This window comes from Photorhabdus asymbiotica (assembly GCF_003634575.1).
In the GTDB taxonomy this organism is placed as follows: Bacteria; Pseudomonadota; Gammaproteobacteria; order Enterobacterales; family Enterobacteriaceae; genus Photorhabdus; species Photorhabdus asymbiotica.
The window spans coordinates 143,257-157,108 of record NZ_RBLJ01000003.1 but is presented as its reverse complement, the minus strand read 5'-3'; the positions used below and the strand labels follow the sequence as shown (position 1 = coordinate 157,108).

General features: G+C 36.5%; 12 protein-coding genes and 1 pseudogene. 10 read left to right on the top strand and 3 right to left on the bottom strand.

All coding sequences use genetic code 11. The features are described 5' to 3' along the window. The first annotated feature begins 277 nt into the window (after positions 1–277). From pyrG to BDD30_RS12875, 3 genes are all read left to right on the top strand, one after another. On the top strand, positions 278–1,915 hold the full coding sequence (gene pyrG / locus BDD30_RS12885; protein WP_012777027.1) for a glutamine hydrolyzing CTP synthase: 1,638 nt from the start codon (positions 278–280) through the stop codon (positions 1,913–1,915). 72 nt (positions 1,916–1,987) lie between these two features. Then, positions 1,988–3,289: a phosphopyruvate hydratase gene (gene eno, locus BDD30_RS12880; RefSeq protein ID WP_012777028.1), complete on the top strand. Its 1,302-nt coding sequence runs from the start codon at positions 1,988–1,990 to the stop codon at positions 3,287–3,289. A gap of 374 nt (positions 3,290–3,663) precedes the next feature. After that, positions 3,664–3,873: a helix-turn-helix domain-containing protein gene (locus BDD30_RS12875; RefSeq protein ID WP_041382700.1), complete on the top strand. Its 210-nt coding sequence runs from the start codon at positions 3,664–3,666 to the stop codon at positions 3,871–3,873. 381 nt (positions 3,874–4,254) lie between these two features. Here BDD30_RS12875 and BDD30_RS24265 read toward each other — a convergent pair. The 3 genes and pseudogenes from BDD30_RS24265 to BDD30_RS12865 form a co-directional block, all read right to left on the bottom strand. Continuing rightward, positions 4,255–4,323, bottom strand: a pseudogene (locus BDD30_RS24265) (hypothetical protein); the annotation flags it as partial. 50 nt (positions 4,324–4,373) lie between these two features. Then, complete coding sequence (locus BDD30_RS12870) at positions 4,374–5,096, bottom strand: helix-turn-helix transcriptional regulator (protein WP_041381597.1); 723 nt, start codon at positions 5,094–5,096, stop codon at positions 4,374–4,376. A gap of 698 nt (positions 5,097–5,794) precedes the next feature. Continuing rightward, positions 5,795–6,517 (bottom strand): helix-turn-helix transcriptional regulator, encoded by a 723-nt coding sequence (locus BDD30_RS12865; RefSeq protein ID WP_041382701.1) that lies wholly within the window; start codon positions 6,515–6,517, stop codon positions 5,795–5,797. 572 nt (positions 6,518–7,089) lie between these two features. On the opposite strand from BDD30_RS12865, the gene BDD30_RS12860 reads away from it, so the two are divergent. The 7 genes from BDD30_RS12860 (at position 7,090) to BDD30_RS12830 (ending at position 13,850) form a co-directional block, all read left to right on the top strand. Beyond that, positions 7,090–8,475: an SLC13 family permease gene (locus BDD30_RS12860; RefSeq protein WP_012777032.1), complete on the top strand. Its 1,386-nt coding sequence runs from the start codon at positions 7,090–7,092 to the stop codon at positions 8,473–8,475. Between the two features lie 646 nt (positions 8,476–9,121). Beyond that, entirely contained in the window at positions 9,122–10,162 is a 1,041-nt protein-coding gene (locus BDD30_RS12855; protein ID WP_012777033.1) for a hypothetical protein, read from the top strand. A 21-nt stretch (positions 10,163–10,183) separates the two neighbouring features. Further along, on the top strand, positions 10,184–10,711 hold the full coding sequence (locus BDD30_RS12850) for a hypothetical protein (RefSeq protein ID WP_049795183.1): 528 nt from the start codon (positions 10,184–10,186) through the stop codon (positions 10,709–10,711). A gap of 39 nt (positions 10,712–10,750) precedes the next feature. Then, complete coding sequence (locus tag BDD30_RS12845) at positions 10,751–11,206, top strand: hypothetical protein (RefSeq protein ID WP_012777035.1); 456 nt, start codon at positions 10,751–10,753, stop codon at positions 11,204–11,206. Beyond that, positions 11,203–12,048 (top strand): inositol monophosphatase family protein, encoded by an 846-nt coding sequence (locus BDD30_RS12840; RefSeq protein ID WP_012777036.1) that lies wholly within the window; start codon positions 11,203–11,205, stop codon positions 12,046–12,048. Before BDD30_RS12845 ends, BDD30_RS12840 begins: the two co-directional genes overlap by 4 nt. 4 nt (positions 12,049–12,052) lie before the next feature. Beyond that, positions 12,053–13,186: a radical SAM protein gene (locus BDD30_RS12835; RefSeq protein ID WP_012777037.1), complete on the top strand. Its 1,134-nt coding sequence runs from the start codon at positions 12,053–12,055 to the stop codon at positions 13,184–13,186. Beyond that, entirely contained in the window at positions 13,179–13,850 is a 672-nt protein-coding gene (locus BDD30_RS12830) for a dTMP kinase (RefSeq protein WP_012777038.1), read from the top strand. The genes BDD30_RS12835 and BDD30_RS12830 overlap by 8 nt, the downstream gene beginning before the upstream one ends. Positions 13,851–13,852 lie beyond the last annotated feature (2 nt).

The following is a 13,852-nucleotide window of genomic DNA, read 5'->3' as shown; positions in this document are numbered from 1 at the left end:
TTGTATGTATTCATGTCTATATTGAGAATGCGGTGAAGGGGAAAATAACCTTATTACCTAATGGATTTTAAGGTGCTTAGCGACGGCAAGGGAGCGAATCCCTGGGAGCATAGATAACTCTGTGACCGGGGTGAGTGAGTGCAGCCAACAAAGAGGCAACTGAAAGATAACGGGTATATTTATGCGCAGATTATTTGTAGCGCATTTAAGGTTAAGGTATACTGCTTTCCCGTCCTGTTATATCCATCATCTTTAAACCTAAACTTTCAGGTTCAGCATGAAAACTAATTATATTTTTGTGACCGGCGGGGTCGTATCCTCTCTGGGGAAAGGCATTGCCGCAGCCTCTTTAGCCGCTATACTCGAAGCCCGTGGACTCAATGTCACTATTATGAAACTGGACCCGTACATCAACGTTGATCCGGGAACGATGAGTCCAATCCAGCATGGGGAAGTTTTCGTTACTGAAGACGGCGCTGAAACTGATCTCGATTTAGGTCACTACGAGCGTTTCATTCGCACTAAAATGACGCGTCGTAATAACTTCACTACAGGTCGGATCTATTCCGAAGTTCTGCGTAAAGAACGCCGGGGCGATTATTTGGGCGCAACCGTTCAAGTTATTCCTCACATCACCAATGAAATTAAAGATCGCATCATCAGCGGTGGTGAAGGTCATGATGTGGTGCTGGTGGAAGTCGGTGGTACTGTCGGTGATATTGAATCCTTGCCATTCCTTGAAGCTATTCGTCAGATGGCGGTAGAAGTTGGTCGTGAACATACTTTATATTTGCACCTAACACTTGTTCCTTATCTGGCTGCGGCTGGAGAAGTAAAAACCAAGCCAACTCAACATTCTGTAAAAGAGTTGCTTTCAATCGGTATTCAGCCAGATATTCTTATTTGCCGCTCAGATCGTGTCATCTCGGCTAATGAGCGTGCAAAAATTGCGCTTTTCTGTAATGTACCAGAAAAAGCGGTTGTCTCTCTGAAAGACGTTGATTCCATTTATAAAATCCCAGGGCTATTGAAATCTCAGGGATTAGATGATTATATTTGTAAACGATTCAGCCTCGATTGTCCGGAAGCAAATCTGTCCGAATGGGAGCAGGTTATTTACGAAGAAGCGAATCCTTCCGGTGAAGTGACTATCGGGATGATTGGCAAGTATATTGAACTGCCTGATGCTTATAAATCCGTGATTGAAGCATTAAAGCACGGTGGATTAAAAAATCGTTTGACAGTTAACATTAAGCTGATTGATTCACAGGATATTGAAACTCGTGGCATTGAATTATTGAAGGGTTTGGATGCGATTCTGGTTCCAGGTGGCTTCGGTGGTCGTGGTGTGGAAGGCAAAATCATGACCGCCCGTTATGCCCGTGAGAACAAAATTCCTTATTTAGGGATTTGTCTCGGAATGCAAGTCGCATTAATTGAATTCTCACGCCATGTCGCAGGCATGGAAAAAGCCAGTTCAACAGAATTCGAGCCTGATTGCAGATTCCCGGTGGTTGGCCTGATCACCGAATGGCGTGATGAGGACGGTAATTTAGAAGTGCGTAGCGAGGAAAGTGATCTCGGTGGAACGATGCGTGTGGGTGGTCAGCCATGCCACCTGACAAAAGACAGTTTGGTTCGTACCTTGTATGGTACGGATACTATCATTGAACGCCATCGTCATCGTTATGAGGTTAATAATTTGCTACTGAAACGCATTGAAGATGCTGGTCTGCGGGTAGCAGGTCGTTCAGTAGATAATAAATTAGTGGAAATTATTGAGATCCCCGACCATCCTTGGTTCGTGGCTTGTCAGTTCCATCCAGAATTTACGTCTACTCCTCGTGACGGTCATCCGTTATTTGCTGGTTTTGTAAAAGCCGCCGGTAAATATCAGAAAGGCCAGCTCAAATAAGATGTGCAGTAAGTGGCGGTATGAAATGTTCTGCCACTTACTTGAAATATAACTTGTACTGAGGAAAACCTAATGTCCAAAATCGTTAAAGTGATCGGTCGTGAAATCATTGACTCCCGCGGTAATCCAACCGTAGAAGCAGAAGTGCATCTGGAAGGAGGCTTTGTTGGTTTAGCGGCCGCACCATCTGGTGCATCTACCGGTTCCCGCGAAGCATTGGAACTGCGTGACGGTGACAAATCCCGTTTTATGGGTAAAGGTGTACTAAAAGCGGTTGATGCGGTAAATGGCCTGATTGCACAGGCGGTTATCGGTCAGGATGCAAAAGATCAAGCTAACATCGACAGAATCATGATCGATCTGGACGGTACCGAAAACAAATCGAAATTCGGTGCTAACGCGATACTGGCGGTTTCTCTGGCTAACGCTAAAGCTGCTGCTGCCGCGAAAGGTATGCCATTGTACGAGCATATTGCTGAACTGAATGGTACCCCGGGTAAATTCTCTATGCCATTACCGATGATGAACATCATCAATGGTGGTGAGCACGCGGATAACAACGTTGATATTCAGGAATTCATGATTCAGCCGATTGGTGCAAAAACGTTGAAAGAAGCGGTTCGTATCGGTTCTGAAGTATTCCACAATTTGGCTAAGGTTCTGAAAGCAAAAGGCATGAGTACGGCTGTGGGTGACGAAGGCGGTTATGCACCTAACCTAGAGTCTAATGCTGCGGCTCTGGCTGCGATCAAAGAAGCGGTAGAACAAGCAGGTTATGTTCTGGGCAAAGATATCACTTTGGCTATGGATTGCGCAGCTTCTGAATTCTACAACTCAGAAACAGGTAACTATGAATTGAAAGGTGAGGGAAAAACTTTCACTTCTCAAGAATTTACGCATTACCTGGAAGAGTTGACCAGAGAATATCCAATCGTGTCTATCGAAGATGGCCTGAACGAATCTGATTGGGATGGTTTCGCTTACCAAACCAAAGTGTTAGGTGAAAAAATCCAGTTGGTGGGTGACGACTTATTCGTTACCAACACTAAGATCTTGAAAGAAGGCATCGAGAAAGGCATTGCTAACTCCATTTTGATCAAATTCAACCAGATTGGTTCTTTGACTGAAACTCTGGCTGCTATCAAAATGGCAAAAGATGCAGGTTATACCGCAGTAATCTCTCATCGTTCCGGTGAAACTGAAGATGCAACTATTGCCGATCTGGCAGTTGGTACAGCCGCTGGTCAAATCAAAACAGGTTCTATGAGCCGTTCTGATCGCGTTGCTAAATACAACCAACTGATCCGCATTGAAGAAGCGTTGGGTAACCGCGCTCCTTTCAGGGGCCTGAAAGAAGTAAAAGGTCAGGCTTAATTAGTAATTAAGTATTAAGAGGAGGGGTAAAACCCTCCTTAATGCTTTAATAAATATATTTTTTTAGGATGTTCATTAACGTATTTAATGCGACTTCCAATATTTCTGAAAATAACTAAACTTTCTGAACATTCTAGTATCTATAAAAGAGCATTTTTGAGCAATTAAAGTTCACTTATGACCTTTTAGTCGTTTTTCTATTCGGAAAATATTTAGCTGAACTTAGCGAGATTTAACGTTTTAGTACAGCTATTTTTTAGTATTTCGCACCAGTGTGGACTCAGGGAAAAGCTGTAACAATATAAAAATATTAATTTGAAGAGAGTATGAATATAGCACCTTGAATAACCAAACGGAGAGGAGAGGAAGGAATGATTGTAAAAAACGACTGGCACCCAGCGGATATTATTGCAGGACTTAAAAAACGAGGAACGTCGTTAGCTGCTATTTCAAGAGAAGCGGGATTTGCATCATCCACTTTATCAAATGCTTTGCATCGTCGGTGGCCTAAGGGTGAGCAACTCATTGCTACCGCTTTAGATTGTGAGCCTTCTGAAATATGGCCAAGCAGATATTCTACATGAATTAAAATAAAATTCTCGTAAAAGAGTTAATGAGAAGATATTAAGTACCTGAAAATTTTCTTATGTCTTTTGGAAAGCTTCAGGTATGATCATAAGATTAAAATAGGATTGTTAACATCTTGGCTTGATGTTTGTCATAAATAATTTTTCTGCATCAATTACTTAATTTTTTGTATTATGTTGACATTCCCCTCTCTTATATTTCTGCTGATTTCGCGGATATTTTTTATTTAATATATACCCTATGGATTTCAAGATGCATCGCGACGGCAAGGGAGCGAATCCCCGGGAGCATAGAGAACTATTGACCGGGGTGAGTGAGTGCAGCCAACAAAGAGCAACTTGAAAGATGACAGGTATATCTAACCCATGAGCATTTTAGCGAGCATTAAAGGCGTGTCGAAGATCGGGGTTCGGAATGAGAAAGTTTGATATACGGAGTGATGAGAGCATAGGGCTCTGCCAAGCAGAACCCTAATGGCATAATGACGACAACAATATTATGCTAGAGGTATATAGGGATTAGAATTAATAAATCGGGTAGGAGCATAATTATTATACCCTTTACCCCGGCAGTATTCTTTTAACTGGCTTAATGAGTTTATCCCTATTTTCTGATAAATGAATTGTAACCGACTTTGTACTGTTCTATAGGTAATACCTAATTTTTTAGCGATATCTTTAGTGCTGAGTGATTGCAACGCAAAAAATACGATATCGAACTCTCTATCGGTAAAAATCTCAGTTGGATTGCCAAATGATAGTGATTCAGGAGGTTTATTCATTTCCATATGATACATTGAAAAAACTTCTAGCTTTTTGGCTCTGCCTACTACGCCAATCGACTCTCCATCTTTTATCAAAGGAGTGACATCCGCCATAAATGGTTGAATAATTTTATCCCTACCACCATACATAAATGTAATCAAAGTAGGAATGACTTTTTTTTCCTCCATCACTCTACGGTCATTAGATTGAATGATATCAGCAACCTCAGACCAATAAACCGGACATTCACTATCCAGTTTACCTTCAACATTAAATCCTTTGGGTAGTCCGCTATGATGAAGTCCATAATCATTCATATAGATAAATCTCGACTCTTTATCTTTTATATACCAAAACTCATTACAGTGCTCCATGTATGATATAAAGGCATCAAAGCTTTTTGAACGAACATCCAGATCTTTGTTTACAGAGAAACTCATAGTGTTATCTTTCATAATTTCACCTATCATGATTGAACTATAAAACTATAAAACTATAAAACTATAAAACTATAAAACTATAAAACTATAAAACTATAAAACTATAAAGCAGTAATAACTTCTGTGTGAGGTTATCACTTTTACGACTAGAGGGATAATTATGTTTCGTGGATTTAAAACAATAGCCTCTGGAAATGACGTTTTTTAAGTTTTAAATGTATTAATCTACCCTGCGGTCAGATAAGGATTAAAAAAATCCCTCCTATTAATACCAGATTTTAAAAACACGAATATAGCGAGATAAAAGTTTTTATAGAAAATATGGATTTAATTTAAAGTACATAAAATATTATCCGAACAGGAGCATACTTAGTTACTTTCTCTCTGTTATTTTACGAATCAAGCCATAAAAATAATACGATAAAAAAGGGGGGAGGGTAAAACGGTTAATGTGGCAGGATTCAATCCTTATACAAAGATTTAAAAAAGTAGAATTAAAAGTGGTAAAAAAATCGTTAAAACTTTATACCGATTAAACTCAGGAGTTAATACAATGGTTTTTAATAACAGTTTAAATGAGTTTGTCGGTTGGTAGCGAGAATTAAAATGCCTCACTTGTGTTAAAGCGTGAAAATAAGCGAATTTCGACGGGGTATAGGGTTCTGCTAAGCAGAGCCCTAATAGCATAGTGACGGCATAGATATTGAGCATTGTTATACCAGAGGTATATAGGGATTAGGGTTAATAAATCGGGTAGGAGCATAGTTATCATACCCTTTACCCCTGCAATATTCTTTTAGCTGACTTAATGAATTTATCCCTATTTTCTGATAAATAAGTTGTAACCTACTTTGTACCGTTCTATATGAAATACCTAATTTTTTGGCTATATTTTTGGCGCTTAGTGATTGCAACGCAAAAAATACGATATCGAATTCTCTATCAGTAAATAGATCAGTTGGTGTGCCAAGAGTTAATGAATCAGGATGTCGATTGTTTTCAAAATGATACATGGAATAAATTTCTAGTTTTTTACCGTGACCAACAACCCCAATGCATTTTCCATCCTTCATTAGCGGTGTGACATTGGCTAGAAATGGTTGGATTATTTTTTGCCTCCCACCATAAGTTAAGGTGTTTAATACCGGAATGGTTTTTAAACTAGTCATTACGTTTTGATCATTAGCTTGTATAATATCTGCAAACTCAGCCCACGGTGCTGGACATTCACTATCAAGCTTCCCTTCTATGTTAAACCCCTTAGGCAGGCCACTGTAATAAAGTGTAGCATCATTAGCATAGACGAATCGAGATTCGTTGTCTTTTATAACCCAAAGATCGTTGCTGTTTTCCATGTATGATATGAAGGCATCAAAGCTTTTTGAATGAACATCCAGATCTTTGTTTACAGAGAAACTCATATTTTTATCGTTCATAATTTCATCCATGATGATTAAACTTAAAAAAATAGACATGAAAAGTAGTGAAAAAATCATCAAAACTTTATACCGATTAAACCAGAAGTGCAAATAATGGCTTTTATCCCCTTCATCCTTCAAGTTGCTGCTTTGTTGGCTGCTTTCACTCACCCCAGTCACAGAGTTATCTATGCTCCTGGGGATTCGTTCACTTGCCGTCGCGCTGCAACTCGAAATTTATTGGGTATAATAACAGTTTAAAATCTACTCATTATAGAGTTATCAGTAAAAAAGTGGTCTCGTTAATACTTAAGGAAAGGTAAAGTGCATCTGTTTTTGAACCCTAAAAAATGCATAAAATGCAGAGATTTACTATACCTATCAAGACGTAATAATGTGATGTAACAATGAAAATTTGTATAAAACGCCGTCTGTTATGATTTAATCTGCTTGATTCTCACGCTTTAGATCCCAAAATTCAAAGAACTGCATTTTCTTCCTAAGCTGAACTCCTTATATTCACACGCCTTGTATTCTTTAATAATTGTAGCAATGGTGGATTAGATATCACCGGCGCTAATGGAGTCACCATGGATGCTTCTGAATCGTTAACACCAGCCATGAAGCCAAATTTTTCTAATAAAAAAGGCTTAATTATTCTGGCTGCTGATATTGTATTACTGTTTCTTCTACTGAATACCTTACCGTTTGATGAAAAAGCCAATGCGGGTTTGGCACTGATGGTATTTGTTGGTGTGTTGTGGCTGACTGAAGCTATTCACGTCACGATTACTGCGTTATGTATTCCAATTCTGGCTGTTGGCATGGGATTGATGAATACGGGGGATGCGCTGAAATCTTTTGCTAATCCCATCATTTTTCTGTTTTTTGGTGGTTTTGCACTGGCAACGGCACTTCATATACAAGGGCTAGATAGACTGATCGCTAATCGTTTGCTGATGATTGCCCGTGGACGTTTGTCTGTCGCGGTGATGTTGTTGTTTGGTGTTACCGCTGGCCTTTCCATGTGGATCAGTAACACAGCGACTGCCGCGATGATGCTGCCATTGGTATTGGGGATTTTGTCTAACTTAGATGTACGTACTGAGCGCCATACCTTTGTGTTTGTATTGCTGGGGGTTGCTTATAGTGCCAGTATTGGTGGTTTAGGTACGTTGGTTGGTAGCCCACCAAATGCGATTGCGGCGGCTCAACTGGGCATCGATTTTTTTGGTTGGATGAAATTTGGTATTCCTCTGGTTGTTATTTTGATGCCGATGATGGTGGGAGTCATGTATCTGATGTTGCGCCCAAATCTGAATCATAAATTCGACCTGAAGCTAGAAAAACTAGATTGGACTGGCAAGCGTTTGATGACCATGCTGATTTTTCTGTCTGCGGTGTGCTGTTGGATATCGAGTACTGTAATTAGCTCAGCTCTAGGTGGTGTGAAAGATCTGGATACCATTATCGCTGTTGGTGCCGCTATTCTGATTGGTGTAACCGGTGTTGCGAGTTGGGCTCAGATTCAGCATAACACCGAGTGGGGCGTATTGATGCTGTTCGGTGGTGGCCTGACTTTAAGCGCCATTTTGAAAAACTCAGGTGCCAGTGAAATTATGGCGAATGGTATGGCGGCGACTTTCGGTGCAAGCCATTGGTTTGTGATCATTATTGCGGTGGCGGCGTTTATTATCTTCCTGACTGAATTTACCAGTAATACAGCGAGTGCAGCTTTGTTGGTGCCAGTATTTGCCACAGTTGCGGAAGCATTGGGTATGCCGGTGATGACGTTGACATTGATTATCGGTTTCGGTGCGTCTTGTGCTTTTATGTTGCCGGTTGCCACACCGCCTAATGCGATTGTGTTCGGCTCCGGCCATATCAAACAGACTGAAATGGTAAGAGTGGGGATGGTTTTAAACATTGCTTGTATCGTTATCATCTCTTTGTTTGCTTGGTTCTTCTGGTTGTAACTGAAAGCTTAATTAATGTTCCTTTGAGCACGACCCCGCCCAATATGCTGGCGGGGGAGAAAAGCCAGAGGAAAAAGATTCATACGGATGAACCTAACCCATGTTTTTCACCGGTGAGGTCTGCTGATAAAACGGGAACTTCACGTCAACTTTGATCATCAAGAATTCTCTAATAAATGACAGAATTTTATATGATGATCACCGCATTGAATACATGATCGAAAAAATAATGACAATAAATTCAAATAATTACATCAAATAAACCTATTGGAAAGCATATCAAGCTTGATACAATTTTTATCACAAAAATCAACAAATAATTTACTATTTTTCAATAAGTTATATTTTTAGTTGTGATGGAATTCACAAATATATTAACTATTATATAGCTGAAATAATAAAAACTGTTAATATTACAAAGCTGGATTAAATTTTAACCCGGTATATTTGTTAAAAAAAATCCTATAGGAGGATAAGGTGAATATGATAACAGCACAAGCATTTAGACCACTAACTAATGATGAAACATTAAATTATGATAATGGTTTAATGAATTCATCCCCTAATTAATAGAGAAAGGAATAAAGGTATACCGTAACCTTTATTCCTTTATTTGTCCTTTCATTTATAAGATAAAAGGTAAAACATGGACATTATTAACGTAAAAAGGGCAATAACAGTAATAATAAATAAAAAATTTAATGATACTGATCTGTATACTTGCTACTTATCAGGCTCTGTTATTGAAGGATTTGCAACACCAAAATCTGATTATGATGTCTATGTTATATTGGAAGGAGAGCTAGAGGTAGAATGCGAAGAGATATTTATACCATCCGATATAGGAATGTTAGAAGTGACAATCATCTCTTTAAAAGAGATAAAAGAAATCATGAAGATAATCAACAGTGGAAGCCCAAATTCCGATTGGTATAAATTGCATTTATCTCATAGGATATTAACAGGGGAATCGATTATAAAATCAAATAATTTTAACAAATTAAAAGGAGACATAAATAAAGCTAAATTATGTGAAATACTTAAGACCAAAGCAAAAAACTTTGGCGAAAAGTGCTTTTCCGATGGGATTGGAAATATTTTAAATAATGACCTAATATCAGCAGCATTCAACTTTGAACGAACAGTTAATTCAGCAATGGATTATATTCTGGCTTCAAGTGAAAACACATCCACCTTAATAAAGTGGCGTTATCAAAATGCAATGAAGGTGTTTGGAAAAGACCATCCAATAACATCTATATACTTGATGATTTGTTCGAAATTTAATGTAATCAATGATATTTCAACAATTGATTACATAAACTCAGTTGCTAAAATGTGGCAGTTAACTTTAGACTATTGTCAAGGAAAAGATATTTTCAGTTACAATGTATCTTTTACGAAAAAAAGAATAGCTAATACATCCGACATTTTATTATCAGATAAAAATAACGAACCAATAATAAAAAATTTATGGTATAGAGTCTTGTGCAAAGATGGGAAATTAATACTTTTCGCAAAAAAAGCATTATGTGAAATTAATTCAGATGCATATAAGGTTTGGTTAGTAATAGATAATGAAAAAACAGAGTTTGAAGTTGTTTCAGAATTGAAAAAAATTGGAATAACTAATGAAAATGCTAATTTTTACATATCGGAATTCGAAAGACTAGGGGCATTATCATAAATAATGCATATGGGAAATACAATGGAAAGAATAAAAATTATAAGTAAGCACCACTGCTGGAGAACATTAAAGGGAACCAAAACCAATAATTTTCAAGAATATTTGAACCAAATAAATAATGGATGCCAATTACAAGAAACAATATTTCATCTACGTGATGCAGAAGAAATGCTAATGGACTTAAGTAATTTGTCATCACCCATATCAAGATTATCAAGCACTGAAATAATACATATTTGGAATGAACTAGTTGATTATTTAAATATAAATAAAATTACATCTGATATGGGTAACTTAGTAAATGGATATGGCTTAGATCCAGAATTAGCCTTATATGGTACTGAACTATGCGAGTTGAGAAAAAACAAAGAAAATATCCTATCCACAATATTGAACAAAGGAATAACAAATAAATTAGAATTAATATATTCAAGAGGGCTTGATAAATCGGTAAAATTAAAGGACGCGCCACAAAAAACAATTGATTTATATGATGAGTTTCGTTACGAATACAGTAAAAGTATTAATTTATTTTCATTGGAAACTTGACCCACATTAAACATAGAAAACATTTACCAAGATCATTATGTGTGGGATAAGGTTTTTACGATAGCTAAAAACAAATTATTTATTATTTCAGGAGGAATCCCCCTTGCGTTATCTTATCATGCAAAAACACTAGACAATAATATATATTTCTGTGAAATACATCGTGAAAATGATAGTGGTTTGCTGCATAAAAGAAAGTTATTCAATGAAATATACCCAAAATTTAAAGGAAAAGAAAATGAAAGTTGGCTGATAATTGATAAATCCTACACAGGCGGAAGTATTCAATTAGCTTACAAGATGCTTGTAAGTTTAGTTGGGTACAAATCGAAAATATATAAAGTATCGTTTTCGCCAAAAACATTAGGAGCATTTTCATCGTCAGATTATGCAATTTATGCAGGCAGATTATTTGATGTAAAAAAGACAATAGAATATTTAACAGCCGAAGATTGGCATAAAAAACTCATTTATTTGGGAGATCATGTCACATGAGGTATGTATTCAATAATGAAGTTAGCAATTATTTAGAAATATACCTTCACAAACTCAGAGAAGAGATTCGTAGAATATGGCTTGCCAAGCTTTCCACTATTCATATCGGATATGATAACAAATATCATGGCGAAACAGTAGAAATAGATATCATTTTAAATAATATAATTTACGAGCACTTAGATAAATCAGAATTAAAGGTCACCATTATTTCAGAAGACGATTCTGAATCACAATCTGTAAATATTAAAGATGAGGTTTACTTACTCATTGATCCTATTGACGGTACTCATAACTTACTTATGGGTTATCCTGCCTATACTACATCAATAGCTGTTTACAAGAATGATAGATACATTATGGGCTGGGTATATGATATTCCAAGAGACATTATATATAAAGCATCATTAGGAGAAGGTTCTTATATACAAAGCATATATACCAGCAAGCGAATATATACAAGTCCCTCATTTCAACTAAACGATTTGAGAGTATCATTTCATAGGGCGAAAAATAATCAGTATACAGAGGTTCAGAATAAAATTATTAATGAAGCAAATAAAGTCAGAATCTCATCTTGTTCAAGTTTAGATATATGCTTGATCGCTAGTGGCGTTCTACATACATTCTTAGATTTATCACTTATGGGTCACGAACGTTGTGTAGATATAGCAGCAGCTAAACTAATCCTTGAGGAGTCGGGGGGATACATAATGACTCGTGATGGAAATAGTTATAATATTTTATCACCTACAGATTCTTTATTTTTTGAGAAAAAAGCAATCATAGCTGTTTCTTCTAAAAGTGCAGGGGATACAATATTAGAATTACTGAGGATATAAAAAAATGAACACTATAGAATTAAAAATTAGAGTATTATGTTCTGGATTAAAATATGATAAAAACGTGATATATGAGTACAATAAAAGGAGTTTTATTCCTAAAAGAAGGGCGTATGGAACAGGTGATAGTTCTAAATTAGAAACAACACATTCCGTACCTCAAGAAATTATTTTAGAAGATGGTACAATTATTGCCTGCAACTATAATGAAAATTCTGATTATGATTTAATACATGAAAATGGAAATTTTCACATAAAAGCCGACAACATTTTGTTTAAGGTTATATTTCCCATTAAACCAGACATATATGGTATAGAACTTTCAGATGGCAGTAGAGTAGAAGAATACGTCACGGTGTATGGTGATACAACTTTGGGTTTTTTCTCTCCTGGGCATTGTTATTATTTTAATGATGGCCGCCAGTGCAAATTTTGTTCATTAGGTGAAGCTAGAAATAGTTTATCAGATCATAAAAAGTCTATTAGACCGTCAAAAGTAATTGAAGTTATGAACATAATAGAAGCTAACAACATTAATAGATATAAAAGAATACTCATCAATGGAGGTACAACTCGTAATTATGATATTGGTTTTGAAATGCACAAACAATTATTAATTTCTCTAAAACCTTTTTGTGAAAAAAACGATCTTAACAGTCATCTAATATCAATGCCTCCTAGAGATTTAAATAAAATAAAGGGGATTTCTGAGTTTGTTGATAGCTGGGCTATTAGTTTAGAAATATTTAATCCTAAATTATTTGAACAGATATGCCCTGGTAAATCACAAGACTACGGGAGAAATAATCTATTAGCAGCATACCTGGCTGCTGTTTCAGAGTTAGGTGAAGGTAATGTTTATGTTGGGTTTGTAGCGGGATTAGAACCTGTAAATGATTTAGTACAAGGGATGGAGTTTTTTTCAAAAAATGGCATAGTTCCAGCAGTAGCAGTCTTTCATCCCGATCATGGTTCTGAATATCAAAATCACCCTAGACCTATTTTTGAAGATATTTATAAAACATATGCTGAGATGCATAAGTTATATAAAAAATATGGATTCAAACCATTTATTATCGGTAGTGGTAGAAATTCACTTGATACTGAGGCGTACTACGGGGAAAAAAGAAATGATTAAACGCGGTTTATTTATAGCTTTTGAAGGGAATGATGGTGCAGGTAAATCGACAATTTCACGCGAAGTTTATGATATTTTATCTCTAGATTATAATAATATTGTTTTTTTAGATAAGAATTATCCTTTACTACCATCTGGCTATAGTATGTACCACATGGGGAAAATACGAGATGTGCTTTGGGATTATGACATTTCAGCTCCGTTGGGTGAATTGGGTGACCGGCATTGGATTCTACTGATAGCATCATGGTTTGCTGTTTTGGATAGTTTAATTATTCAACCTAGTTTATTGCAAGGTAAAATTATTATATGTGATAGTTGGTATTATAAATATTTAGCAAGGTTCTTACTTAAATCTACGGAATTAGCAGAATTAAGTAATTCGGTTCTATCTATAAATACAAAGCCGGACATGGTTATATATCTTGATGTTCCTCCAGATATTGCCGAAAAAAGAAAAAAAATGTTAAAGCCTAGTGAATCTGGAAAATTGGAGAAAAATGAAAAATATGATTTTATAGAGTATCAAAAACACGTTCTTAATCAATACCAGACATTTTATGATGACACTTGGAAGATTATTGATACTGACACTTTAACTAAAGATGCAGTCATTAAATTAACCGTGGATATTATTCAAGGGGAAATACTAAGAAAGATGTAATT